The organism is Pseudomonas sp. MT92 (assembly GCF_058792515.1).
Map to the genome: position 1 here is coordinate 251787 of NZ_JBXAFA010000004.1, position 26583 is coordinate 278369.

20 protein-coding genes and 1 pseudogene are annotated in these 26583 nt (G+C 56.2%); 13 read left to right on the plus strand and 8 right to left on the minus strand.

The window, feature by feature from the left end; all coding sequences use genetic code 11:
- Position 1: 1 nt before the first annotated feature.
- The gene (locus AC1Q6D_RS09495) at positions 2-700 is read left to right on the plus strand and encodes an ABC transporter permease subunit (protein ID WP_047538681.1); all 699 of its coding nucleotides are present in this window, start codon (positions 2-4) and stop codon (positions 698-700) included.
- Positions 700-1704, plus strand: coding sequence for a DMT family transporter (locus AC1Q6D_RS09500; protein WP_103403114.1), 1005 nt, complete (start codon positions 700-702; stop codon positions 1702-1704). The genes AC1Q6D_RS09495 and AC1Q6D_RS09500 overlap by 1 nt, the downstream gene beginning before the upstream one ends.
- Here AC1Q6D_RS09500 and AC1Q6D_RS09505 read toward each other — a convergent pair.
- Positions 1660-2199, minus strand: a pseudogene (locus AC1Q6D_RS09505) (TetR family transcriptional regulator C-terminal domain-containing protein); the annotation flags it as partial. The gene AC1Q6D_RS09500 and the pseudogene AC1Q6D_RS09505 overlap by 45 nt on opposite strands.
- A gap of 117 nt (positions 2200-2316) precedes the next feature.
- On the opposite strand from AC1Q6D_RS09505, the gene AC1Q6D_RS09510 reads away from it, so the two are divergent.
- From AC1Q6D_RS09510 to AC1Q6D_RS09520, 3 genes are all read left to right on the plus strand, one after another.
- Positions 2317-3333 carry a M14 family metallopeptidase gene (locus AC1Q6D_RS09510; protein WP_103403116.1) on the plus strand — a complete coding sequence of 339 codons (1017 nt, stop codon included), beginning with the start codon at positions 2317-2319 and terminating at the stop codon, positions 3331-3333.
- Positions 3334-3518: 185 nt separating this feature from the next.
- The gene (locus AC1Q6D_RS09515) at positions 3519-4076 is read left to right on the plus strand and encodes a chalcone isomerase family protein (RefSeq protein WP_103403117.1); all 558 of its coding nucleotides are present in this window, start codon (positions 3519-3521) and stop codon (positions 4074-4076) included.
- A gap of 39 nt (positions 4077-4115) precedes the next feature.
- The gene (locus AC1Q6D_RS09520; protein WP_103403118.1) at positions 4116-4640 is read left to right on the plus strand and encodes a DUF3833 domain-containing protein; all 525 of its coding nucleotides are present in this window, start codon (positions 4116-4118) and stop codon (positions 4638-4640) included.
- A 17-nt stretch (positions 4641-4657) separates the two neighbouring features.
- Here the strand turns inward: AC1Q6D_RS09520 and AC1Q6D_RS09525 are convergent, their stop codons facing one another.
- Complete coding sequence (locus AC1Q6D_RS09525; protein WP_103403210.1) at positions 4658-5149, minus strand: DUF2878 domain-containing protein; 492 nt, start codon at positions 5147-5149, stop codon at positions 4658-4660.
- 171 nt (positions 5150-5320) lie between these two features.
- Positions 5321-6511: a cation:proton antiporter gene (locus AC1Q6D_RS09530; protein ID WP_103403119.1), complete on the minus strand. Its 1191-nt coding sequence runs from the start codon at positions 6509-6511 to the stop codon at positions 5321-5323.
- Positions 6512-6806: 295 nt separating this feature from the next.
- Here AC1Q6D_RS09530 and AC1Q6D_RS09535 point away from each other — a divergent pair, with 295 nt between their 5' ends.
- The 3 genes from AC1Q6D_RS09535 (at position 6807) to AC1Q6D_RS09545 (ending at position 12043) form a co-directional block, all read left to right on the plus strand.
- Entirely contained in the window at positions 6807-7478 is a 672-nt protein-coding gene (locus AC1Q6D_RS09535; protein WP_103403120.1) for a MarC family NAAT transporter, read from the plus strand.
- Between the two features lie 158 nt (positions 7479-7636).
- The gene (mgtA, locus tag AC1Q6D_RS09540; protein WP_103403121.1) at positions 7637-11194 is read left to right on the plus strand and encodes a magnesium-translocating P-type ATPase; all 3558 of its coding nucleotides are present in this window, start codon (positions 7637-7639) and stop codon (positions 11192-11194) included.
- A 150-nt stretch (positions 11195-11344) separates the two neighbouring features.
- On the plus strand, positions 11345-12043 hold the full coding sequence (locus tag AC1Q6D_RS09545; RefSeq protein WP_103403122.1) for an ion channel: 699 nt from the start codon (positions 11345-11347) through the stop codon (positions 12041-12043).
- A 99-nt stretch (positions 12044-12142) separates the two neighbouring features.
- On the opposite strand, the gene AC1Q6D_RS09550 is transcribed toward AC1Q6D_RS09545, so the two are convergent.
- Positions 12143-13069 (minus strand): transporter, encoded by a 927-nt coding sequence (locus AC1Q6D_RS09550; protein WP_256590112.1) that lies wholly within the window; start codon positions 13067-13069, stop codon positions 12143-12145.
- A 264-nt stretch (positions 13070-13333) separates the two neighbouring features.
- Between AC1Q6D_RS09550 and AC1Q6D_RS09555 the strand changes: the two genes are divergently transcribed.
- Positions 13334-14575, plus strand: a complete 1242-nt coding sequence (locus AC1Q6D_RS09555; protein ID WP_256590113.1) for an MFS transporter — start codon at positions 13334-13336, stop codon at positions 14573-14575.
- 714 nt (positions 14576-15289) lie between these two features.
- Here the strand turns inward: AC1Q6D_RS09555 and AC1Q6D_RS09560 are convergent.
- Positions 15290-15838 carry a hypothetical protein gene (locus tag AC1Q6D_RS09560; RefSeq protein ID WP_103403125.1) on the minus strand — a complete coding sequence of 183 codons (549 nt, stop codon included), beginning with the start codon at positions 15836-15838 and terminating at the stop codon, positions 15290-15292.
- A 337-nt stretch (positions 15839-16175) separates the two neighbouring features.
- Between AC1Q6D_RS09560 and AC1Q6D_RS09565 the strand changes: the two genes are divergently transcribed.
- Positions 16176-16733 carry a hypothetical protein gene (locus AC1Q6D_RS09565; RefSeq protein WP_103403211.1) on the plus strand — a complete coding sequence of 186 codons (558 nt, stop codon included), beginning with the start codon at positions 16176-16178 and terminating at the stop codon, positions 16731-16733.
- A 109-nt stretch (positions 16734-16842) separates the two neighbouring features.
- On the opposite strand, the gene AC1Q6D_RS09570 is transcribed toward AC1Q6D_RS09565, so the two are convergent.
- Positions 16843-17157, minus strand: a complete 315-nt coding sequence (locus tag AC1Q6D_RS09570; RefSeq protein WP_178083096.1) for a DUF7693 family protein — start codon at positions 17155-17157, stop codon at positions 16843-16845.
- Positions 17158-17294: 137 nt separating this feature from the next.
- Positions 17295-18065, minus strand: a complete 771-nt coding sequence (locus AC1Q6D_RS09575; protein ID WP_103403127.1) for an HNH endonuclease — start codon at positions 18063-18065, stop codon at positions 17295-17297.
- Between the two features lie 180 nt (positions 18066-18245).
- On the opposite strand from AC1Q6D_RS09575, the gene AC1Q6D_RS09580 reads away from it, so the two are divergent.
- Entirely contained in the window at positions 18246-19859 is a 1614-nt protein-coding gene (locus tag AC1Q6D_RS09580) for an ATP-dependent nuclease (RefSeq protein ID WP_219739010.1), read from the plus strand.
- The gene (locus tag AC1Q6D_RS09585) at positions 19852-20919 is read left to right on the plus strand and encodes a UvrD-helicase domain-containing protein (protein WP_103403129.1); all 1068 of its coding nucleotides are present in this window, start codon (positions 19852-19854) and stop codon (positions 20917-20919) included. The genes AC1Q6D_RS09580 and AC1Q6D_RS09585 overlap by 8 nt, the downstream gene beginning before the upstream one ends.
- A 657-nt stretch (positions 20920-21576) precedes the next feature.
- Here the strand turns inward: AC1Q6D_RS09585 and AC1Q6D_RS09590 are convergent.
- Positions 21577-22863, minus strand: a complete 1287-nt coding sequence (locus AC1Q6D_RS09590) for a tyrosine-type recombinase/integrase (RefSeq protein ID WP_178083097.1) — start codon at positions 22861-22863, stop codon at positions 21577-21579.
- Between the two features lie 2214 nt (positions 22864-25077).
- Here AC1Q6D_RS09590 and AC1Q6D_RS09595 point away from each other — a divergent pair.
- Positions 25078-26415: an MFS transporter gene (locus AC1Q6D_RS09595; protein ID WP_103403131.1), complete on the plus strand. Its 1338-nt coding sequence runs from the start codon at positions 25078-25080 to the stop codon at positions 26413-26415.
- The last annotated feature ends 168 nt before the right edge of the window (positions 26416-26583 follow it).

Consider the following 26583-nt stretch of genomic DNA (forward strand, 5'->3'; position numbering starts at 1 on the left):
CATGATTCCAGCGTGGACAGTTGAATACGCGGCGCTGTTGGGCCGGGGGCTGCAAACAACCATTACCATCCTGCTGGTTTCCAGCGTGTTCGGTTACGCGCTGGCCGTCTTGGTGGCGCTGGCCCGGATCTCGAAAAACAGGGTGATCGCCAAGGTCAGCCTGTTCTATACCAGCGTCACGCGCGGCACGCCGCTGTTGATCCAGATCTACATCTTCTATTACGGCCTCGGCAGTCTGTTTGCGCAGTTCCCGCTGATCCGTGGCAGTTTTCTCTGGCCCTACCTGCGCGATGGTTATTGGTACATCGTGTTCGCCCTGGTGGTGTCAGTGGGCGCCTACGTCGGTGAAGTCATTCGTGGTGGCTTGCTGGCGGTGCCCAAGGGTGAGATGGAAGCGGCTTCGGCGTTTGGCATGACCCCGCGTCAGTCCTTGTTGCGGGTGCGCTTGCCACGGGCGTTGCGCCTGCTGTTGCCGACCCTGGCCGGGGAAACCGTGATGCTGCTCAAATCCACGGCGCTGGCCTCGACCATTGCGGTGATCGACTTGCTGGGCGCGGCCAACGTGGTTCGGGCGCAGACCCTGCAAGTCTATGAGCCGCTGTTGCTGGTGGCCGGCGTGTATGTCTGCCTGACGTTCCTGATCGAGGCGCTGTTTGCCTTTGCCGAGCGGCGCGGCACGCCCGTGCGCAGGTCAGCCTGATGAGTTCGCCACGGGTTGACCGTTCGCTTCAGGGCATTGGCCTGTGCACCTTGGGCTACGCGTTCCTGACGTTGCAGGATGCGGCCATCAAGTGGCTGGTGGCTGACTACTCCGTGGTGACCATTCTGTTCTGGCGTGCCCTGGTGGTGGTCGCCGTGGTGTTGGCCGCGGGACGCACGCGTCTGATCCAGCGGGCCTGGTACTCACCGAGCCGGCGCTTGCTGGTGGTGCGCGGCCTGCTGTCGATCGTGGCCTGGCTGCTGTACTACACGGCGGCCCGTGACCTGACCCTGGCGGAAATGACCACCCTGTATTTTTCGGCGCCGATCATGGTCACGGTGCTGGCAGCGGTGATTCTCAAGGAGCGTGCCAGCGGTTGGCAGTGGTTCAGCCTGATCGTCGGTTTTGTCGGCGTGGTCATCGCCTGCCGCCCGGACAACATGAATGAACCACTGCCGGTTGTGCTGACGCTGCTGGCAGCGGTGTGCTGGGCCCTCACCTATATCCAGTTGCGCCAAGTGGATGACCAGACTTCCGTGCTGGAGCAGATGCTGATCACCAACGTGGTGTTCGTATTGTGCATGGTCGTGGCGCTGCCATGGACCTACACCCCTGCGCCGACACCGGCCTGGCTGGGGATGGTCGGGGCAGGGCTGGTGGGTGGTATCGGTCAGTTCCTGCTGTTCGCCAGTTTCCGCCGCGCCACGGCGACCTTGCTGGCGCCGTTTGAGTACACCGGGCTGATCTGGGCGTTTGCCCTGTCGAGCCTGATCTGGGGCACGCTGATGGATGTGTCGTTGATGATCGGTGCCGGGTTGATCGCCGTGAGCGGCACCCTGGCGATGATCTTCGGCCGGCATCCGTCACAGGACGTCGTCGGTGCTGAATGCTCCGTGACGCAACCCCTTTATCCAGCAACGACAGATATGGAGGCCGTTGGCGGCGCTGAAGGTCTCGGGGTTGAGGCACCACTCGAGCCAGAGTCCGTCGAGCATCGCCGATAGGCCGATGGCGGCCAGGCGCGTGTCGTCAATCCTGAAGCCTTCACTGGCGGCCATGCCGTCGAGCAATTGGCAAAGCAGATCAAGGTACGCGCCGTAGGTTTTGACGTGGGACTGGCTGACGTGTTCGGAATGGCGGATCAGGCTCCAGAACACCACCCAGACGCCCAACAGTTTCGGGTCCATGACCCTGGGTGAAAACGAGCCAACGAGAAACGCATCCATTTTTTGCGCGGGTGTGCCGGCCTGCTCGATTTCCTGGAGCAGTGCCGTGGTGAGTTCGCTCGCCAGTTTCTGATAGGTGTCGGCAATCAGCGCATCGATGCTGCCGAAATGATGATTGAGCAAACCGACGGAAACCCCGGCCTCGGTGGCGATGCGCCGCACGGAAATCCCGGCATGACCGTCGCGGCCCAGGCAGCGCAGGGTGGCGGCGACCAGCAATTCGCGACGCTCGTCAGGCTCGGCGCGGCGGTTTTTCGGGACGGTGGTGGTCACAGGGGATTCCTTGGCAGTGGTTCCACGCTGGCGAGCTTAGTTGAACGTGTGTTCAATCTCCAGCTTCGACAGCGGCAATACCTCGATTGTTAACGCTCATCAGGGGAGGGCTAGTGCATGGTTCAGGATATTTCGTTCAACGTTCACAACAACAACGGCGAACCGGTGCAGGTCGGTGCCTGGCGTTTCGAGGGCGATGGCCACGGGCCGAAGGTGCATTTGCAGGCGGGTGTGCATGCCGACGAAATCGCCGGGATGCTGGTCCTGCATCTGTTGATGCAGCGCCTGCGGGTCGCCGAGGCCGGGGGGCAGCTCAAGGGCAGCGTGACCGTGGTGCCGCAGGCCAATCCGCTGGGCATCGGGCAGTTTCGCCAGGGGCGGATTCTGGGGCGTTACCACGACGCCACCGGGCATAACTTCAACCGGGGTTTCGACCAGTCGGCGGCGATGGAGCGGTCGATGAGCAACGTCCAGCAATGGCAGAAAAAACTGGTGCAGCTGGCGGCGCCCGCCGACGTAATGCTCGACCTGCACACTGACGACGAAGCGTTGCCCTACCTCTACGTTCATCGCCGTTTCTGGCCCCGTGGTCGCGCGTTGGCGGCGGCGATGAAAATGGACGTCGCGATCATCTGGGATGAGGGCGGCGACGGTTCGTTCGAAGAAACCATCATTGCCCCGTGGCTGAGCGAAGGCAGGACCGACCAGCGCATGGCCGCGACCCTGGAGTTGCGAGGGCAGGGCGATGTCAACGATCGATTCGCCGAGCAGGATGCCGAGGGCCTGTATACGTGGCTGTGCGGTTACGGGGTGATCGATGAGGCACGCACACCCCCTGACTGGCCTGTCGTAGCGGTGGAAATGGGCCACATGGAAACCATCATTGCGCCGCAGCCGGGGGTGTTGATCTTTGAAAAGGAGCTGGGCGATATCGTCGAAGAGGGACAGCGCTTTGCACGGATTCTGCGCCGGCCGGGTGATCCGTCGTCGGAAGTGGTGTTGTATGCCGAGCAAACCGGGCGCCTGGTCACCCGCTTTCGCGATCGCTTGATTGCCCAGGGCATGGGCGTGGCCAAGTTTACCGGGCGCCGGGTATCGCGTAACTGGAGCGGCGGCTTGCTGGACCCGAACTGAGCCAGACGAAACTGCCTGGCGCGTGTCGCCATGGAAAACCTCCAGGTCTATCGCGCAAAGTCAAAACTCACCTGCATAGGGGAGGCGTTCACCGCAAACGTTGTACAAATTTTTGCCGCTGCTCGGCATAAAGCTATACAAACAGCTACTCTTGTACAATATTTAACTGCAAGCAGGAGGCGCTGATGAACGTGGCTGACGCAAGACGTATTTTCAAACATCGCCTGTCGAAGGCTTGTCTGCTGTTGCTGATTCTCTCGGTGCCGGCCTCGGCGGACTGGCGCCCATCCGTCCCCGAGGCACGTCTGGTCGGCCGGGGCGATTTCACCTGGTTTGGCATGAGCCTGTACACCGCGCGCTTGTGGAGCTCCGAGGCGCCGCCGGCGTGGAGTCAGCCCTTTGCGCTCGAATTGACGTATCGCCGTGCACTGTCAAGGGACACCCTGGTCGAGGCCAGCCTGGATGAAATGCGTCGCCTGGGCGGGGCTAACCTGGACGATGCCACCCTGCAACGATGGTCCGCTGAAATGCGTGAGGCCTTCGTTGATGTTCAGCCCGGCATGCGCATTACCGGGGTCTACCTGCCTGGCAAAGGCTGCACGTTTTACGTCGACGACCGGCTTCACCGGCAAGTGCCTGATGCCCGATTCGCCCGTGCGTTTTTCGACATCTGGCTCGACCCGCGGGCGCGAGATCCACAGTTGCGCCAACGCCTGCTGGGGCAGGGCGGTCCTGCTGCATAGGAGCGTTCTGAATACCAGCCTGCTGAACAGGAGATAGACATGTGGCGAATACTGTTACTGATGGGCAGCCTGTTGCTGGCCAGCTGCGGCAATGTCGGCGTGGAACACTACGCCCGGGAGCGCCCGACTCTGGATCTGGCGGCGTTCTTTTCCCGACCGGTGCAAGCCTGGGGGCTTTACCAGAATCGCTCGGGCGAAGTGCTTAAGCGCTTCCACGTCCAGATCGAAAGCCATAGAGAGGGGCAGCGCCTGATCCTCGATGAGCGGTTTGTCTACAGCGACGGTACGCGCCAGCAGCGGGTCTGGACCCTGGAACCGGATGGCCCCATGCGCTGGCGTGGCCGGGCGAGCGATGTGATTGGCGAAGCCCGGGGCGAGGTCGCCGGCAACGCGCTGCGCTGGCGCTATCGCCTTGACCTGCCGGTGGATGACAAGCATTGGGAAGTGGATTTCGACGACTGGATGTACCTGATGGACGACGACACCCTGATCAATCGTTCGAGCATGAGCAAGTTGGGCGTCGAATTGGGGCAGGTGAGTCTGTTCTTCCGCCGCCAGCCATAGCGGCTGGCTTGATTTTGTCAACGCGGTGCGGCCAGTCTCAGGGCCAGGGGCAAAGCTGCTGCCCACAGCGGCCCCAGCACCAGGGCGGTGCCAAGGGAACCCCAAGGCAAACCGACCCCGGCCAGTGGCGCCCCGGCGAAGTACGCCAGCGGTCCACCGATCAGGCCGAGCAGCACGCCGTACCACATCGGCTTCCGGGCCCAGGCCAGGCTGTGGCGAAGCCCGCTCGCCAGCACCAGCCAGAGCAGTGCCAGCCACAGAGGCAGAGGCCGCTGGTCAAATTCGAAAACCCCCAGCGCGCCCAGGCTGGCATCCATCAGCCAACCGGCCACGCCCACGCGCAGGAGCGCAGTGGCTTCCTTGCCCGGCCGTGGACAGATCGCGACATGGATCACCAGGCCGGCCGCGACCAGCATCAGCAGCCAGGGGTGTCTGGCGCCCAGCACACAGCTCCACCAGCCGGCCTGCATCCATAGCGCGTTGGCGATCAGCCATGCCCGGCTCGACATCAGGCGCTCGGCGGCGACATGCGGCGCATAGTCGAGACTGGGGTAAGCGTTGCGAATGTCTTGGCGAAAGAGGGCGGGCGGGCGGACATGGCAGGTTCCAGGCAATGTTGTACACGTCAGAAATTCTGTACAGATAAGCCTGAAGCCTAGGGGTAAAGTTGTACAAGTCAATCAATGCTCGCGACGGGCCAGCCGCGAGCCCCATGGATTGGCACTCAAGCCGTGCAGTACCACGCTGAGTAGAACCGTGCAGACTGCGATGGCGCCTATCGTGCGTATGGCCTCCAGCGGGTAGTCCAGGATCATGATGGCAAAGACGATGGTGGCCAGTCCGCGTGGGCCGAACCAACCGATGAACAATCGCGTTTCGTAATCGAAGGCCGTGCCTGCCAGGCTGATCAGTACCGGCAGCACGCGAATCACCGTCAGGCTCAGCACCGCATAGAGCCAGATGGCCGGGGTGAGATTGCCCCAGACTCGAGGGATGACCAGCGCGCCGAACACGATCCAGGTAATGACCGATAGCGGCGTGGCGAATTCTTCGCTGGACTCGAGCAGGCGATGCTTTTGCTCGGAAAACAGACTGCTCGCCAGTAACCCGCCGACGAACGCGGCGATAAACCCGCTGCCACCAAGCGTTTGCGCTGTGGCAAAGCACAAGAGGGCGAGTCCGGGCAGCGTCAGTTGTGACCATATGGGGGATTGCCAATCCTGTTTTGAAGCGTAGCGAAACATCAGCCAGGCGATGAACGTCAGGGCCAGCCCGACGACGGCACCGATCCCCAGTTCCTCAACGAACAGCTCTGCGGCCAGTGACAGGGGGGATCGGGTCTGCTCTTCGACCAGCAACGCCAGGAACATCAACAGTACCGGCACGCAGATGCCATCATTCAGCCCACTCTCGACGTTCAACCCTTCACGCACGGCGCCGGGAACCTTGGGATTGCTCACCACCGCCTTGCCCAAGGCCGCGTCGGTGGGGGCCAGCAGGGTCGCCATGACTGCCAGTTCCACCGACGGTATCTGCGGAAACAGCCAGCGACCGACCAGCCAACCACTGAGGATCGTCAGGGGCAGCCCGATCATCAGCAAGCGCATGGGCAATCCTTCGTGGGCTTTGAGAATCTTCAGGTCGGCATTGGCCGCATCGCTGAACAAAACGATCGCCAATGTCAGCTCGGCGAGGATCTTCAGGCCGTCCTTGTCGATCCGGGGCGCCAAAACGCCCAGGAACGCCGGGCCAAGAATCAGGCCGACGAGCATGAACATCAGGGGACCATTGAGCAGGCGCGTCTCGATACCCCCGGCAAACAGGCTGTAGAGCAGGAGGAAGGCGGCGAAGAGGGCGAGGTTCTGATACATCGACGGCATGCCTGTGCGGGGACCGGTTTCGGATGTCAGCGGTGCTTAACTTGTTCGGTGAGTATGATCTACGTTGGATTCGCGCGTAGTCGGGTCATCTGATTTAAGTCAATGGATGGCCAGATTCTCGCCGTCAGTGGTGAAAACCCACAGCGCACCTAGACTTGTCTGGCGTTACTTGTCTGGCGTTCGAATGCAGCCCCGAAATGGAAGTTGTATAGAAAGTGTCGACACCCAGTTGATTCCATAATGACGCACCAAGAAGTGTTTTCAGTGACTTGCAGGGTGGATAGGGATGAACCATTTATTCGACGCCGTCACGCTCGGGTTGTTGGCATTGTTGCCATTGATCAATCCACCCACCACCGTGGCGCTTTTTCTGGCGTTATCCCAAGGGTTCAGTCGTGAAGAAAAAAACCAGCAGGCCTTCCTGACGGCAGTTTACGTCTTCATCATTATGCTGGTGACCTATTACATCGGTGAGTTCGTGATGGGTGTATTCAGTATCTCCATCCCGGGCTTGCGGATTGCCGGTGGTGGAATACTTGTCGTGATCGGCTCGAGCATGTTGTTTCCCAAGCCTCGCGAAACCGCTTGCGGCGATAGCGCGGCGAAAAAAACCAGCTTCGCCTTCATCCCCCTGGCCATGCCCAGCACAGCCGGCCCAGGCACTATCGCAATGATCATCAGTGCCTCTGCCACCATTAAAAACAACACCACCTTTCCGCAATGGGTGCTGCTGACCGCTCCACCTTTAATTTTCCTTGTCACCGCGTTGACGCTTTGGGGTTGCTTGCGCGCGTCGGACTTGATCATGAAGGTGACGGGGGAGTCGGGTATCGATGCCATTTCCCGTTTGATGGGTTTTATATTGGTGTGCATGGGCGTTCAATTTGCCATCAACGGATCGGTCGAGATCATACAAACCCTCATCAACAATAACGCGCCAATAATACGTTCCCCCTAGGCGCGGTTGGCTTGTTCAGCGCTGCGGGTACCCGGAGACCGGCAGCAGTGTCCCACCGGACTGAACCCGCTTGAGCAAGCGGGATTGACATTAATCAATGCCGTCCGCCCACACGGGCCCAGAATCCAGCGATCTGCCACATTGCTCAGGGACCCGGCATGTCTGTCAAATCACCCATTCCAGACTTTCCTCCTCCAACTGCGCTGGAAGACGGCCAGCATTTCAGTCGTCCTGCACTCTGGCTGACATGGCTGCTGGGAGCCGCCATGTTTGCGACGGTGGTGGGCGTCGCACTGCAATTCACGGACGTCGAATCCTTCACACGCCTGCTGACGGAGGCAGAGCCACTGTGGCTCATCGCGGCCTTTGGCTTGCAAGCCCTGACCTATATGGCGCAGGGGCAGGTTTTTCGTGTGGTGCTCAAGGCCGGGGCTCAGCATCTTTCACTCTGGGAGGCGGGCAAGCTCAGCTTGATGAAGCTGTTTGTCGATCAAGCCTTGCCGTCTTCCGGCATCAGCGGGGCCTTTGCGGTGGTCGCCTCGTTCGTGCGCCTGGGGTTCGCCAGCCCCGTCGTGCTGGCGTGCCTTGTACTGGATTTGTCCGGGTACTTCCTGGCCTATGTGCTGTCCGTTGGCGTGGCACTGCCGGTGGTGATTTTCCAGGGGCATGCAACGGCGGCTTTATTGGTGACCTGTGTGGTGTTCGTGGCGGTCAGCCTGATGCTGGCGGTTGCCACGCCAAGGCTGGCCGGCAACACACGCCTGGCGACCCATGTGCCGGGGCAGCGTTTTTCGATTATCGCCAAAGGCCTTGCGTTGCTCACCGGAGCGGATCGACAGCTGGTACGCAGCCACGCCTTGCTCTGGCGCATCACGTTGCTGGAACTGGCGATCATCATGCTGGACAGTGCAACGCTGTGGGTCCTGGTGCGAGCGTTGGGTGTCTCGGCACCGCCCCTGGGGTTGTTTGCCGGTTTCATGCTGGCCAGCGTTCTGCGCAGTATCGGCATTGTGCCGGGTGGTCTTGGGGCCTTCGAAGCCGCAGCCGTGGTGACGTTGCATTGGGTCGGGGTGAACGTTGCCGTAGCGTTGTCTGCCACGCTGCTGTTTCGCGGCCTGACGTTCTGGTTACCGATGTTGCCCGGTCTCTGGCTGGCGCATCGCGAATGGCATTCCACCACGACAAAACCGACGCATGATGTCTGCGCCGATTATTGGAGCCCGTCGCTCAGCCAGTTGTTCAGCACCTTGCACAGCAAGCCGACGGGATTGAGCCAGGCCCAGGCCAAGGCTCGACTGCGCAGCGCACCGCCCCAGGCCAAGGACCGGCCACAGGGATTGGCCAGGCTGGTGCTGGAACAAATGCGCACGCCGTTGGTGCTTATTCTGATTGCCGGCGCGCTGGTGGCCGTGGTGGTGGGCGACTGGCTCGACGCGGCGATTGTCGGGTGTATTGTGCTGATCAGCGCCGTCCTCAGCGCCTGGTATGAAAATCGTGCCAGCCACGCGGTGGAGCAGCTACGCAACAAGATCGCCTTGCGCGCAACGGTCCGTCGGGAGGGCAAGACCCTGGAGGTTGCCGCCAGTGACGTGGTGCCAGGTGACGTCCTGTTACTCAGCGCCGGCAGCCTGATCGCCGCCGACGGCCGCATCCTGCAGGCCCTCGATTGCTTCATCGCCGAGAGCCTGCTGACCGGCGAAACCTTTCCGGTCGAAAAGCTGCCAGGTGATTGCGCCCCTGAGGCCACCGTGGGGCAGCGCCACAATTGTGTGTTCATGGGCACCTCGGTCCGTAGCGGTACCGCCGAGGTGCTTGTGACGCGCTATGCCCAGGACAGCGAGATCGGCCACATTGCCAAGACCTTGTCGCTCAGGCCTCCCGAAACGGAATTCGAGCGTGGCTTGCGTCGTTTCGGTGCCTTGTTGCTGCGGGTGATGCTGGTGATCACGATCGTCGTGTTCGGCATCAACATCTTGCTGCATCGCCCGACCCTCGACACGCTGCTATTCGCCATCGCCTTGTCCATTGGTCTGTCGCCGGAACTGTTGCCGGCGATTCTCAGCATTACGCTGGCCAAAGGCGCGCAGCGCATGGCGGCGAAAGGGGTGATCGTGCGTCACCTCAACGCCATCGAAAACCTGGGAGCCATGGACATCCTGTGTACCGACAAGACCGGTACGCTGACACGGGGTGTCGTGGTGCTGGACGCTGCGATGGATGTGGAGGGTGTCGCCGCCACTGATGTCCTGCAGCTGGCGGTGTTCAATTCCAGTTTGCAGACAGGCATGCGTAACGCGATGGACGATGCCATCACCCTGGCCGGCAAAGACCTGGCCCCGAGCGCCGACGTCGTCAAATTCGATGAAGTGCCCTATGACTTTGTCCGTAAGCGCCTCAGCGTGGTGGTGGCCAATGCCCCTGAGGCCAGCAGGCTGATGGTGACCAAGGGCGCCCTGGACAATGTGCTTGAGGTTTGCACGCACCTGCGCCGTGGTGAACAGGTTGTCACGCTGAACGACGCGGAACTGGCGACGATCGCACAACGTTTCGCGAACTGGAGCGAGCAGGGCTTTCGCGTCCTGGGCCTTGCCACCCGTGCATTACCCGATCAGCCGCACTATGGTCGCGACGAAGAGAAGGACATGACCTTTCGCGGTTTTTTGTTGTTTTTTGACCCGCCGGAACCCGGGGTCAAGGACACGCTCGCCACCCTGGACGGGCTGGGTGTGCAAGTGAAGATCATCAGCGGCGACAACCGTCTGGTCGTCCACCATGTCGGCCAGGCGGTGGGCCTGCCGGTGGAGCGAATCATCACCGGCGGTGAACTCTCGGCGATGAAAGATGAAGCCTTGATGCACTTGGCCCCCCGGACAACCCTGTTCGCCGAGGTCGATCCCAATCAGAAGGAGCACATCATCCGGGCCCTGCAAAAGACCGGGCATGTGGTCGGGTACATGGGCGATGGCATCAATGATGCCCCGGCGCTGCAAGTCGCCGACATCGGGATTTCCGTGGACAACGCGGCCGACGTGGCCAAACAGGCCGCTGACTTTGTGCTGCTGGAGCACGACCTGAATGTCCTGCGCGAAGGCATCGAAGAGGGGCGGCATACCTTTGCCAATACCCTCAAATACATATCGATTGTCTCCAGTGCCAACTTCGGCAACATGATCAGCATGGCCCTTGCTTCCCTGGCGCTACCCTTCCTGCCGCTGCTGGCCAAGCAGATATTGCTCAATAACTTCCTGTCCGACATCCCTTCGATGGGGATTGCCAGCGACAACGTTGACCGGGAATGGGAAAGCACGCCTCACCGATGGAACATCAAGCAGATACGTAATTTCATGGTGGTGTTCGGGCTGGTGAGCTCACTGTTCGACATCCTGACGTTCGTGGCCCTGTACCTGCTGGCGGAGATGGTTCCTGCAGTATTCCGCAGCGGGTGGTTCGTTGAGTCGCTGCTGACTCAACTGCTGACGATCTTCATCGTGCGCACCTACAAACCGTTTTACCAAAGCCGCCCGGCTAAACTGCTGATCGTCAGTGCACTGGGCATCGGCCTGCTGGCCATAGGTCTGCCGTACAGCCCGGTAGCCCCCTGGTTCGGCCTGGTGCCTTTGCCATTCCATATCCTGTTGCTGATGCTGGCAATCAGTCTGGTGTACATGGTGTCGGCCGAGTTTGTGAAACGGGCTTTTTATCGGCGTCAACACTAGTGGTTTCATCAGGCACTTGAGTAACTTGCAGCGCGTTGATGGGGGCGGGCGTCTCGGGCCCTTGAAAAAACCGGCACAGACAGGGAAGGGGGTCATGTAATTCGAACATAGACGCCATATAAAGCAACTATTCGGCCTCAGGGAGGCGATATGACCCATCCACAAGATAAAACCGAATCCGATGCGGATTTAGGTCAGATTGTCATAGGGCTGGGGCCCTGCACTTATCTGTTGCTGCTCTTAGTGGGATTGATCCTCCTGTTTCCCTTTCTTGAAGAGGGCATATTTGACCGCATCTTGCTCGCCATTCTGTTTTCAACCGTGCTGCTCGTGGGCGCTTTCGCCACCAGGCAGACTCGGCGGGGAGCCATTCTCAAACTGTGTCTGGCGTTGCTGGGGGTCGGCCTTCTATGGGGGGCATTGTGGGCTGGGAGTGTCGCCGTTCTTAAACTTGCCGGGATGGCTTATACAGCGTCTCTTGCCATCTCGTTCAGCGGAGTGCTTCGCTATGTTCTCAAGCGCGGGCCCATTACGGCGGACAAACTGCATGGCGCGCTTGCAGGTTACATCCTGCTGGCGTTCGTCTGGTCATTCGTATATGCCTTGGTCGAGATGTCCAGCGCCGGTTCATTCGGCCCTGGCCACCTTGACTTCGTCCAGCCCGGAAACTTCTTCAAGCTGATCTATTTTAGTCTTACGACCCTCACAACAACCGGTTACGGTGATTTTATCCCGTTAACCAATCACGCTCGTTCACTTGTGATGGTTGAAGAGTTTTCAGGGGTCTTTTACGTGGGTGTGGTGATAGCGCGGCTTGCCGGTCTTTATCCATCGAATCAGATTATGTGACGCTCGATTTTCCTGAACCACTTGCGGGTATTGGTCAATAATCAGACTCCGTCGAATATTCCACCGATGCCTGAATGGAATACAGCGCAAGCCCCGGTTTCAAAGCCCTCCGCCGAAGCGATATTGCCAGACGATGCCAATGGCATCGTATTCGCTGCCCGTACGAGTATGTCCGCCATTGCTCGCATTGAGCTTCACCGAATGGTTGCGGTTCAACGGTAGCGTGAGGGTGCATCCGTAGCGCGTATTTTCCTGGAAGTCATGGTTGCCGACGCCATCGATTGAAGTACTCCCCCCCTCAAAGTAGGTCGAATCCAGCGAGACCCAGACACCGTTCTCAAAGGCATAGATAAGATGCGCCTGCACCTGGTATATCGGGTTCTGGGAAAGTGTGCGGTTGCCCAGGTACTCGTTGTTGTCGGTGTAATACGTTGCCGCGCCGGACAATTCCAGGGTCACGGGTCCCAGACGCTTGGAAATCCCGAGTTCGGGCTTGAACGACCAGCGGTTGTTGCCGAGATTCACCAGCTTGTTCGCGTCGTACTGGCCGAGTGGCGCCGTGATCGCCAGGCTGGTGCCGATAATCACATCCTGTTTATAGCTGGGGAATTCAGCCAGGGACATCGCCGGGGCGCCATACCAGTTGACCGAGAAGCGAAATCTTGGGTCGATCAAACCCGTCACATTTCGCTCCTTGGGCTCACCGGCAAACAGGGCAGACCCAGTCAATCTTGCCTCAGGCACGACGATATCGAACTTCCCGGAGCGGCCCCAGATGTCCAGGGATCTGGCAAAGGCAAACACGACAGTCTTGATATCGAGCTTGGCATCCTGGAGCGGGACCGAGGGGTTGGCCGTTACGTTGCCATGGAGATCGCTAAAGCCCATGAGCAGGAAGTTGATACCGACCGGCGTATTGGCGTAGGACCTGGGCTCGAGGTCCTCTGCGCCGGCAATGGAGGTGACGAGGATGAGCGAGGCGGTCGCGAAACGAATCGGCCGAACGACGCAGAGTTGGTGTTTCATCCACATTCGCTCGCTGCCTGTCAGGCCCCGGAAGTTCTACTCATTGTAGTAGCGCATCCGTATTCGTCTGGCATTCATAGCGACCACGTACCGACGGCGGTTCCAGCAGACTGCCCAGGCATCTTTTGCGCACGACGCAACAGGACGTTGCGCCATGTCCATATTCTCCCGGCGAGGCGTGCCGCCTATTTTGTGGCCTGACCAACATCCAGCGGGTGACCTTCATTGGAACGTCACCGTTGTCGAACTTCAGGAGTCCACAGCATGAGTGTTTCAACAAGCGGTACGGCAGCGACGGTGGCAATAGCTTCAATGACGAGAGGGATGGTGCTTCTCTTTGCGTTTTGTTGTGGCGCCATCGTGGCCAACATCTATTACGCACAGCCGATTATCAGCCTGATCGCCCCGGACATCGGCATGTCCAATGGCAGCGCCAGTTTTATCGTATCGCTGACTCAAATCGGTTACGCACTCGGATTGTTCTTCCTGGTCCCGTTGGCGGACCTCATGGAAAATCGCCGGCTGATGATCGCAACGATCGTGGTTACGATCTTCAGCCTGATCGCAGCCGGCCTGGCCAGGCAGCCGAGTGTGTTCCTTGTCGTCTCGGCACTCATCGGTTTCAGCTCGGTCTCAGTGCAAATGCTGATTCCATTGGCCGCGCATCTGGCGCCTGAAGAATCTCGCGGCCGAGTGGTGGGCGGGATCATGGGCGGCTTGCTGTTGGGGATCCTGCTGGCGCGGCCGCTGTCGAGCCTGGTTGCCGATCATTTTGGCTGGCGGGCCGTGTTTATCGGCGCGGCTGCGTTGATGCTCGTCATTTCCGTGGTGATCGGCATGACCATGCCCAAATGGCAACCAGCCCATCGCGCGTCGTATGGCCAGTTGCTGAAATCCCTTGGCCAACTGTTTTGCCGCGAACCCGTATTGCGTCAGCGAGCGCTCTATCAAGGGTTGATGTTTGCCGCGTTCAGTTTGTTCTGGACCGCTGTCCCGATGGTATTGAGCCGTGAGTTCGGCCTCTCGCAAAGTCAGATCGCGATTTTCTCCCTGGTCGGCGCCATCGGTGCAATCGCCGCACCTATCAGTGGTCGACTCGCGGATGCCGGGCACACTCGACGCGCCTCACAGTTGGCCATGATATTGGCCGCAGTGAGTTTCCTCCCGGCCTTCATCAACCCTTTTTACGGTGTGATGGGTTTGGCGGTTACCGGTATCGCGCTGGACTTTGCCGTGCAGATGAACATGGTGCTTGGGCAACGCGCCTTTGGCAAGGGCAATGACAAATACCTACTAACAGCCGAACAGGCACTTCAGCTTTGTCGCGGTCTGAGCGACTGTGCGTATTCACTGGAGAGCAGGTCTTGGAGAATCTGGGACAAGATGATCGAGTGGCGCCCTAGGGCCAATGCCCACGTGGTAGGTCAAACTCCCGAGGAGAGAGCGCTATTTAACCATCTCATAAGCTATAAGCCTCGTCGAAAGTCTAAGCGCAACGCTAGATAACCCAGCCGGGCTATAACCCCGGTGGTGCTCACCTCAAGCAGCATAAAAATCTCTAGTCGGGCGGCAGAGCAGGTTGCCCCAAAATGCGAGCAACCTGCTATTCAGCATCGATCGATTATTTCTTTCTGGGCTTTCCAGCGTCATCACGCTTATCACGAACCTGGCCGTCTTGATTTCGCGAGCGAGGCTGGACACCACCGCCTGGCTTCGGAACAGTTACATTCGGATTCAAGGGTCGTCTGTCAGTCATGCTGTCGTCCTTGTATGAAACCTGAGCATTGTTGAATTCGCTCAACCACGAACGCACATGCCCCTAGGCGATCTCAGCGTTGATGGCGCCGAAATCCAGCGTAGCAGAGAGTTTCCTTTTGAGACGTTGCCAAGACAGCCAGTGGCGAAAGGTCAGGGGAGGTGATGCCTACGGTTTTCTCACAAAATGCTTAAGCGCATGACGACTCGCGATTACGCGCTCGCGTATCTCCTGGGGATCTATAGACATGCCGCCCTCAGGCGTGACCTGTAGAGTCTTCAACCCGTTGACTGACTCGATAAACGCCCGTTCACGCGACTGCTCAGATTGAGACCTCTTGTCCCGCCAAAACCACGCCATGCACTGCCCAAGCCTATTCATGTCTTTCTCTGAGTGCCCAGATTTATGGAAAGCATAATCGATGATGGGCAGAGAAATGTCCTAGGCTTTTTAGTCGCCCGTGATTATTTGGTCTTGCCGTGGCGAAGTATCCACCAAGCTACAAGCACTGTGCTAATGGCGAAAAAAATGATCCAAGACTGCCAAGAACTGCTCACCTGCAGGGCAATGGAAAGAACTACTGCGATGAGAATGTTGACCCTCCCGAATTCAATATTCCCTTTGCCCTCTCCGATAGGAGGCCAAACACTGCATAAGTGACCTATCCCGACCGCAGTGAGTATCAGCACCAACGCAAACCCGGGAGCACCCTTATTCGCTTGAATGGCAATCGCAAACCAAACGATGCAAATGACCAGGAAAAGATCAAAACAAAGACCAAGGGAGGTTGCGCCACCCTTTTTGGTTCGGTACCACTCCGCTGAAAGGTAAAACGCCAGGGCAAGCAGCGTCGCAAGTCTTGGAAAGGTGTTCCCTCCGCAGCCAGGATCGATCGCGACCGAAAAGAATGACCAAGCGACGTTTCCTGCCATCGCTGGCCACGCAATCTCTTTGAGAAAATCCCTTAGAAAATTCTCTTCACCTTTGGGAGTAACCTGGCGGGGAATGTTCATGTTGCTCGTATCCCTTTCTGCGTTGCAGGGAGTCTAGTTCAGAATGTTTTCCGCAATGATTAGGTGATTGCTCACAATGAGGGCGTCGTCTTGGATTGGCTGACCTACCGACCTTGCACTGGTCGTTTGTCGTTCATTCGGGCCTAACAGGCCCGGCTAAGACTCAGACTTTTTCTGAGATTCCGGGGCATTGCCTCACTTTTAAGGGTTCAATCCTCACGTTTCCTGTTCAGATTCTTAGGTTCTAGCTCCCCTCAAAAAATATTTTACTTTTTCGCTAAAGGTTTTGATCAGAACGTCCGTTGTTATTTTTAACAATAAGATGATGGTGAAACTTGTGAGCAAAACCGAGATGAAACAAACACCGTTTTTTGCAGAGCGCAAATTTGTATGTTGGCGAGGCCGCGAGGATGACGAGATGTATTCGTGTCAGGTTGCCAGGCAGGAGGGTGATTACGTCAGCCTAAACCTAGACATCATGCCTTTTAGATTTGCTGACGCAGTGGCTGAAGATATTGCGCACTGTCTTTACGATGCTGTGCTCATAACCGTGGGAAATCTCGCAGGGTTTGTACCAACGCCAGCCGGTCGAGACAGTATTCTTGAAAGGAGATATCGGAAAAGAATTTCTGGAGAATGGAGTTACTACGCCGACGGCAAGTTTAACTGTCACGAGACTGAAGATGAAGCCTACGTCGTTGAACTTGCGACAGAAGAGAATGAAAAAACTGAAAAGGTCAGCGTTTACACAATTGAAGAAGGAGGTGTAGAGCTTGTTTTTGATTTCATGGGCTACTCGTTCAGCATGCGTGACGCGGTCTGGCTTGCCAATGCGCTGATGGAGGCGATGGGGCGTGAGCCACTGGATCATTTAGAGACAATGAGCGGGTTGTAGGCCTCACTGAACTCAGAGTGGTGCCATAGGCCTCTCTGCTCAAATCTGTGGAGCTTGCTAACAGGCGACATTAGGGACTGACGTGCGAATTGCGATGCTTGAGGTGTCATCAGGTACTGGTGAGCAGCTCCTCAAGCTTGCGATGCTCCTCTGGGCTCAGAAGAGCTACTGGATCAAGTGCTTTGATATCGGTTGAGGTGAATTCGTACTTTCGGTCGTCAGGACTGCAGCAGCTATCGCAGTAGTCCAACTCACCGCAATCGTTGAAAAAACTGATCAGCCAGCCATCCACTTCGACGGACATTAGGCCACAGAAGATTTCGTTCCAGGTTTGCTCAGTGATTCGGCGCATTGAGCGTGAACCTGCAGAAACATCACGGAGTACCTGGCAAACCTCTTGCGCGGTGAGCATTCTTGCATCCATGGTGAGATAACCCAGAGACTGTGACGATTGAACAGTGCGGCTTGTGGCCTACTCGCTGCGATTCTTGCTGCCGATGCTGATGCGTAACGATGTGGATCGTTGAAGGCTAAGATTTATGGCCTTGTCACTGATGCAGGTTAGTCACGGGTCGTACCAGTAGAAGCCAAGCACTTTTTAAGCTGCTCGATACACATGACCTCAGATCTCCGGTGAACTACTGCGTGACAGTTCGGGCAAAGCGGAATCAAATCGGTCACCGGGTTCAGTTGGTATTCCGCGCCGATCTGACTTAGCGGGATAATATGGTGTACATGGACGAGCCCCTGTGCAACCTCTCCGTAGACAGCTCCGAAATCGAAACTGCAGGCAGCACATACAGCACCATGATGACGAATACATGCCTCACGGGCTTGTGGGTTGCGCTCGTAAGCATTGACCTTAATTTCCCTTACGGCACCTTCCGAAAAGAACTCAGGCTCTATCACTTCTTCGGGAATCATTGCTGCCGGCGGCTCATCGCACGCATACCAATCTCCATCTTCATAAGATAGCCATTTCCGTTCGATAGAGCGCTCGAAGCGCTTGATCTTCGCGGGGCCGCGTCCATCCTCATCCTGGAGTTCGTCCGAATGCATGATCTTGAAAGTGTGGAGTTCATATCCCTCTTCGGCGACCAACCTAATGTGCTCCATGCTCTGGGAATAGCCGCTGTTTCGCCGCCCGTTTTCGATTTCCCAATCATCGCTGAGGATAAGCGCTCGACCAGCGTTGGTATTGATGTCCCAAGCGCCGAAGATGATTTTACGTTCTTGCTCGTTAATAAAAGACCAGCTCCACGTCCAGTTTCTACACGTCGCCCCCAGTGACTCAATGAAAGCTTTTCTGGTGGAGAAGGGCGTTGTAGTCATGTGCAAATCCTGTGCGGTAACGGAAGGAAGGAGGTGATAAAAAATCTTGAATCGACTTCCCGGTTAAGGCGGTGTCCCCAACAGAGAGAATCGTGATGCAGTCGACAAATTAACCACTTCGCTTATAGCATCAGCTCGCAGCGCCATCAAAGCGCCATCCGACAACAATTCGTCAAAGGAATGTCGACCGTGATCACCAAAATTCGAATCCGTGGTTACCGTATTTACAAGGATTTCTTACTGAAGCCTAACCCTGGCGTGAACATCCTGGTCGGAGACAACGATGCCGGGAAATCTACCTTAATGGAGGCCATCTCGCTGGCGCTCAACGGGCGGATCGGTGGGCGGGGGATCCTGGAGGAGCTCAACCCTCACTGGTTCAACACCGAGATGGTGTCTGAATTTCTTGCCCTTAGGAATGCAGGGAAGAAGCCAAAACTTCCGGAAATCCTAATCGAGCTTTACCTGCAAAACACATTGGAACTCCAGGTGTTGCTCGGCGCCGTTAATGCGGATGTTCCCACAAACGCTTGCCCTGGAATTGTTCTATCCATTGCCCCCAGTGAGGAATACCAGGACGAGCTGGATGAATGGCTGAAAACCCCATCTGCGCTGCTCCCCGTCGAGTATTACACCTACGAATGGCGCTCCTTCGCTGATAGAGAACTCACACGGCGACCACGGGCACTCTCTGTGGCCACCATCGATTCTCGCACAGTCAAATCTGCCGCCGGCGTTGACTACCATCTCCGCCAGATTCTGAGCGACCACTTGGAAACATCCGAGAAAGCACAGATATCGCTGGACTACCGCGGTATCAAAGCATCCATGACTGATGGTGCGCTGGCGCCGGTGAACAAGCGACTCTCCGGTCTGGGCGCCGCGCTACAGTCAGAGCCTATGGCACTGGCAATGGATCAGACATCTCGTACCTCTTGGGAAAGCGTGGTTACACCACATGTCGACGGGCTCCCGTTTGCGATGGCAGGCCAGGGCCAACAGGCTGCTATCAAGATCTCTCTAGCAATGAAGCGTCATTCCACAAAGGCGAATATCGTGATGATCGAGGAGCCTGAAAACCATCTATCTCACACAAGCCTGACGACCCTACTCAATCGCATCGAAGAACTGGCGACGGAAGAACAGCAGCTATTCATTTCGACTCACAGCACCTACGTGTTGAACCGGCTCGGCCTCGACGCATTGCTGCTCCTCCATCGCAACAGTGCCTCCAAGATCACTGAACTTGATCCAGATACGGTGAGCTACTTTCAGAAACTGCCTGGCTACGACACACTCCGCTTGGTACTAGCGAAAAAAGTCGTTTTGGTTGAGGGGCCATCAGACGAAATCATCTTCGAACGCGTCTACAAAGATTGCTTCGGCGCACGCCCGATGGCCCATGGGATAGATGTAATCAGTATGCGTGGTCTGGCACTAGCGCGATGCCTTGAGCTTTGCGCGGCCATCGACAAGCCCGTAGCTGTGATGCGTGACAACGACGGCATTGAACCAATAGAGCTACGTGCGCCGGTTCTAAAGTGGCTGGACGTGACGCGCAGAGAGCTGTTCATCGGCACCGTGGCTGGCGGAACCACGCTCGAACCCCAGCTTATTACAGCGAACGGCGAACCTCAGTTGCGCAAGATGCTCGGCATCACTGCGGCAGCAACTCTATTGACCTGGATGGCGCGCGAGAAAACGGAAGGGGCAATTCGACTAGCTGAGTCGGATGAGGTGCTCAGCCCACCGGCCTATATGAAGGCCGCGGCGGAGTTCATACGCAATGCCTAACCTTCTTACCTTAGCTGTCGCTGGTGGTAGAAAAACTCAAGGACTGGTCGATCACTGCAAAGGACTACCAACCGATCGGCGTGTGCTCATTGTCACGTTCACCCAGACAAATCAGCAGGAGCTGATCCATCGTCTCGGCGCCCAAGCGGGTGATTGCCTTAACCTCGAGGTTCTGGGTTGGTACACATTCTTGCTTCGTCATTTTGCAAAGCCGTTCCTGCCATTCAAATTCCCGGGTGAGCGGGTAGGGGGCTTCAACTTCGAAGGTCGCCCCAGCATGTACGCGAACGGCAAGCAGAGATTTATGGATGGCAACAACCAGATCTACGCATGCGAGCTCGGACGCCTCGCGCGGGAGCTTATGGCGGCCACCCCAGCGTTGATACGCAGACTTGAATGTCTCTACGACGAAATACTGATCGACGAGGTACAAGATCTCAGTGGCTACGATTGGGAAATCGTCCATGAATTACTTGAGTCGAGGATCGACGTCCGCATGGTTGGTGACGTGCGCCAAGCGGTGCTCTCGACAAACCCGAGGGGACAGAAAAACAAACAGTATGGGTACGCAGGTGCGCTTGAGTGGTTCCTTGTACGCGAAAAGGGAGGGCTGCTGAGCATTAACTATGCGACTACAACTTACCGCTGTCGAACTGAAATCGCGACGTTCTCTGACACCATTTTTGATGCGTCATGGGGCTTTCCAGGAACAACGTCAGAGAACCACGCGGTATCTGAACATGATGGCGTGTACTTGGTGCATTCAAAGCATGTCGAGCAATACGTCGAGCGGTTCCGGCCTCAGTGTCTTCGCAGCACCATAGCTTCGGGTAAGGAGCTCCCGTTTGACTTTATGAATTTCAAGGTTTCGAAAGGCGCCACATTCGAGCGTGTGCTGATCATGCCTACCGCGCCCATCAAGGCCTTTATCCAGAAGCAGATCTACCTGGAATCAACGCCGGCAGCCGCCTTTTATGTCGCAGCTACGCGGGCAAAGCAAAGCCTGGCGATCATCATCGACAAACCTGGTAACTCCAAACTGCCGGTGTGGGTGCCGTAATTGAAAGGAGCAGGGCGCTAATGAGGGTAATGATCTCAGGGCAGAGCGAAAGGACATTGCTGTGCGTAGCGTTAATTTCGCAAGAAATTTCAGAGCCTGAAGCCTCGCGCAGGGGACTCGTATCGAGCGCCGACTTCGTTGAGAGCGCCAAGCTATGACCGCCACGCAGGAACAGGCAAGCGGCGCGCGCAGGCGTGAGGATGGAAATCCGCAGTGTCAAGACGGACGCCTTGCGGGCGGCTTGATTCACGACAGCCGAGCTCGGAGAGCCACCCCCACAGGATGTGCTTTCAGGATTTTGGTATGAGGGGGCAGGAGCTTCTGGAAGCTTGCAATATCGCACAACAAGTCATCTAACAATTTGCTGCACGTAAGCCTAATAAGAGGAGTGTTGCCTAAACCACGTATCCCAGCAGTCGCTGAGGAGGAGCAATGCCAAGTCAAGATAGCGTTCAACATCAAGTCGCGTGGCTGATGCAGAGATTCAGCCCACGGACAAAATAGTATAGTTAGCTCAACTAAATGACTATTTAGTTGAGCTAGAAAGACTTACTAGAAACGACCCGCAAAGAGTAGGGCAGGCCTGCTAGATCCTAACCACGCCACGCAAAGAAACGTTGGTAGGCACTTTTGGCGCTTGATTGTTGTCTCTGAAAATTAGTCGCGATTTTTCAAACCCAGTTTTTTAAGCGAGTACGAGCGCTTATCTTCATAACTGCTGTAGTAGATGTCCTGAGTTGTCGACAAATTGTTGTGACGTAGATCCATCTGTAAGTCCTTGGCGTCTCGCCAGGGGGCATCAAGTGTCGCAGCCGTATGCCTTAACCAGTGAGTGGAGGCCAATAGCAGAGCCTCGATTTCGCCCGACTGACGACCTTCGCTCACCATCTCATCAACGGCTCGGTCGAACAGTTCCTGGATGATCGAATGAACCATTCGAGTGGATAACCCTGGACGACCATTCAAGGTCGCAATCAGAGGGGTTTGTTCATTAGGTAGTGGCAGTTCGGACAGCCCCATGAACCGCCGGTAGCGCTTTAGGTACCGATCAATATATTCCGGCCTAACCGCTACCTTGGCGGCTTTGTCACCCTTACCAATGAGGTGGAACCACCAGTTGCCTTCATGATCTGCTTTGAATGAGCCCATTGTGGGCTGCCAATTCACTCGACCACAGACATCTGAAACGCGTAGGTACATTGAGAACAACGTCGCGGCGATGAACAGGGTGCGTTCATAGCGCTCAGGAGCCGTTGCTGCCATTTTTTCAGCGGTGGTAAGTACGAAGTCCCATTGAAGAGGCGTAAGGGCGCGTCCGGTTTGCTCCATTGAGCGCGACGCTTTGAACCGCGACTTCTGTTTGATCGCTCTGAAGGGATTCGCCGACGTCAGACCCTCATCGAGACCATATTCGTACAAGCTGCTGCAAACCGAGAAAACCTGGGAAATACTCCCTCGGGATGGCTGATACGGAGCGCCGGTACCCAGGCCGTCAAGATCAGCGGCATCAGGCGTGCGACTCGCTGACTTCACCGAGAATGGACGCCAGCGTGGATTTGGGCACAACCCTAAATCTTTGTCTGACGCCTTGATCAGAAATCTGCTGCGTGTCACGGGGCCAAGCCAGCCCGTGGGTGGATTCATGCAGAATTCCAAGAAAGCTTCGGCGTCTGCGCGACGCAGCTCCATGAGGGGCTTCTTTCTGATCAACAATGCCCAAAGCAGCAGGCGCTCGGCATGGGTGCGATACGAAACGAATGTAGCCTCGACGTTGGAGTATGAACGCAGAAAACCACTGACGGCGTCGAAACCGCCTATGGGTTTTAGCAGAGCATCAAAGTTCGCCAGATAGTTCATCACCATCGGTAGGCTCGGGTCGGGCTCATCGCTAGTGTGATTGATGAATTCTTTATAGGTGTTAAACAGCGGATGTGGGTTCGGCATCTCGCCATCCTTCTTTGAATGCTGGATTGCACACTTCCGATTCTGGGAGTTATCGGAAGTAGGGGGCGTATTCTTCCGTTTGTTCGAGGCGAGCGTGCCCGTCTGCCTGGATGAATCGCTCATCGCATAGCCCTAACCATTTGATTGATGGCATGTAGGTTATACATGGCAAACATGTCTTGGCAAGTTTTCTCTTACAAAGCTTGACTGATGATCAGGCAACTAAAGACCAATTAGTTATATATTGACAGTTTTGACCGAGTCCAGACTGAGAAGCGCCGACTTCACGGCCGAAGGCCCCAGACTGTGAGGGTTCGGTGATCAAACTACCCAGCTATTGAGAGGTGCCAATAGCGCTTTAGATAGGGGGCTTTGTGACAACCCTAATCCAAGGGCCACTTTTAAAAGATTCAGCCATTTTTAAAAGTGTTTTAGCTGCACTACCCTAGTATGCGGGCTGTACGGCAGCAACCGCCATAATTAGTGGGTCTGACCAGTTTTAAAGGTTTCAATCATTTTTAAAAGTTGTTTCAAATGAGGGGGCTTCTTGAACAACCAGTAGTCAGCCCATGAAAAATACTCTTGAAATTCAGAACTGTTAGTGATTTTATAATGAAGCTTCTTCGAAGCTTCAGTCCGATATAAACCTTTCGATACGCTTCTTTTGCCTATATAGCGCTATATCTTCGCAATTGAATCTCTCTGAGCTGAAATATCGGTCGCTCACTCCAATGTTTATCCACGCAACGCACGCCAGTGTTGCACGCCCTCAACCAAGCTTAGCCTTCATGGCGCAGGCGAGGTTTAGACTACCTAGGTGTAGCTTCCGGGTTGCTGCCCTGATATTCGATCTTTCTGGATCTTCGCGTACCGGTCGATGAGACTGGAATATTCTGATGCGAACGATCGAACCTACGCGGTAAAGCACATATTGCGAGCGATTTTAGGTTTCAGAAAATCGCAATCCCTCGTTTTCATTGGACTACAGAGGGGGTCATTTTTAAAGGTTTCAGCCAGTTTTAAAAGAGGTCGTGCATTCGGGCTCTTTATTGCTCTGGGGCAACCTGCTCGAAATAGGCGCTTACCAGGGCGCGTGGAAGCATTTCTACGCGGCATACGGAGTCCTGAACTAACGAGAAAGTAGTCATACCATGTGTTAGGGCCTATTTCGCCGGATTAAAAAGCACTGAAATGGCGTTCTCCGAGAGTAAGGAATGTTCGCAGAGGCGCGGCCTACAAGGCTTTCGAAACAAAAATGGGGGGCGCCACTTAAGGCGCCATCTTTAAAGGAGGGCCACACTAGAGAGTGCGGAAGTAATTTGTTGAAGTGGGGACGAAACCATCGCTTCAAAGATTTACTTCCGAAAATTTCAAAGAATTACTTCCGAGCGCTCTGGGTCAGGCTCGAAATCTGGCCACAGAGCCCCCAAGCTCCGCATAGAACGGTACGCATAATGTATATTATGTTAAATTAAGTATTGCTCGATAAATGATAGGCGTGTTTTGTTCTGATTCTCTCCCTCAGTGCCCAATTGCTCATCAACAGCGTCGTCATGCTGCTTGGGTGTTGTCCTGCGTTCCGTACTGTATTGGATTGCCAGTTTCATTGAGCAAAACTTCGCCCGCGCCCCTAAGTAACGCAGGACCAGCAACCACATCGTGTGCAGGCACGTGCAGCTAGATACACCGCACGCGCCATCGCCAACGGCTCCTTTTGCAGCCCGTATGCAACGAGGACATGGCGAAAAAACTACTTGGAGCGCAGAGCTCATGAATTATTTCTTCTTTATTCACGGCAGCCGAACTGAGCATCACGCGGCTATCACTTGACCAAATCAAGTCCGGAAGTTTGAGTACTAGGTATTTGCCATCGCGTAGCAAGTTAGACAGTCCTTCACTCCAAGCGATGCAGCACTGCTGACGTAAAAGCGGTTCAATTTCGACATCGACTACTGCCTGACTCCCCTGCCCCTCGCCCCGTTTGCTCGTTGCCATTTTGTTACGAGAAGTTGCCCTGTCATGCAAAGCAGCGGGGTTATCAGGGCCACTGACGTTTGAGGGCACGTGAAATTGATCATGCAATAGCGGTTCATACCTTCTAGGTATCACACACCACTCAAATGATATTAGACCCCGGTGAGTTTCGAACTTAGCCTGTGATCCGTAAGGCTATGCGTACGCATAAAAATAAAAATGCCTTTTAATGGAGCAATTATGAGTACTCATTGTTCGATTCCCAAGCTTCTCGACGGCACTCGAATCAGCGCATTTCAATGGAAAGTGTTTGGCCTCTGCTTTTTCGTAGCCATACTCGACGGCTTTGATACTCAAGCCATTGCATTCACAGGTCCATCAATCATTCAGTTTTTCGGACTGGGCGCAGGTGCATTGGCACCGATTCTCACCGCCGGTATTGTCGGCATGGTGCTCGGGGCAATGACATTGGGACTGTTGGGCGACAAATTTGGTCGACGACCGACAATTATCGGATCGGTCACCTTATTTGGTGTGGCCTCCTTAGCCACTGCATTTGCGCACACTACCGAACAAATTCTGGTTTTACGGTTTATCGCGGGACTTGGAATGGGCGGCGCAACGCCCGTGGTTCTGTCGCTTGCGGCCGAGTACGGCAGCGCCAAACATCGCGGCACAATCATGACCACTGTTTTGCTTGGATTGCCTGCAGGCGCCATTCTGGGAGGGTTGTTGGCGGCAAAAATGCTGCCCTCGATCGGCTGGCAAGGCATTTTTGCGGTTGGCGGTGTAGTGCCGCTGGCGCTGGTGGGGGTATTAGTGTTCGCGTTGCCTGAGTCGCTGTATTTTTTAGCGAGGAATCAATCAACGATCAGCCGTCAAAAGATTGCGCGAATTATTGCCCGCATCACCAAAACCCAAACAACACCCGATGCCACTTATAGCGTTCCTGAGACGGAAGTCAAAACCAGGGTGGCTTCGTTGTTCAATGGCGGCCTGGCTCGTAATACCCTGGGGATATGGACGGTGTACCTGTTTAACTGGGTTGCCTGGTTTATGTTTCTATCCTGGCTGCCCACTGTTCTTAAAGCGACCGGATTACCCGCAGAACAGGCGCCTATGGGGACTGTCGCGGTCAATGCAGTGTTTGTTGCGTGTGCCATACCACTGTCTATCATCTTGCCGAAGATCAACACGCGGCTTTTGCTGCTTATCCTGTTCCTGTTCGGGATCGCGCTTTGCTGGGGACTGGCTAACAGTGGCACAAATTGGACGCTGGTGTTCATCCTGGCCGGCTGCGCCGGTGTAGGTATCGGAGGTCAGCAAATAGTATTGAACTACATGGTTGCCCAAGCCTACCCCACTGCACTGCGTGCAACGGCAACAGGCTGGGCTATTGCACTGGGGCGGGTCGGGGCCATTATCGGATCGGCAAGCGGTGGCTGGTTTCTTGAACACGGTGGGCCCGCTGGTTACTACTCAGCGCTGATCATTCCGCTGATCATTGCCTCAGCCGGGCTGATCATTATTCGCCCTCAAATCGATGCGGTGGAAGGTCATCCGCTCGCCACTCATTGACGCTCAGCGGTTACACGGGAAGGTTTCGAGGAGGACGTTCATTAAGGTTCGTCTTCCTCTAACCCCGGTACAACCCAACCCAATGCCAAGGATGGGTTCGCTAACCTCGCACATGCACAGCTGAATGCTCCAAGGTACCTGTCACGGTGTTACGGTTTCGTTCGCTAA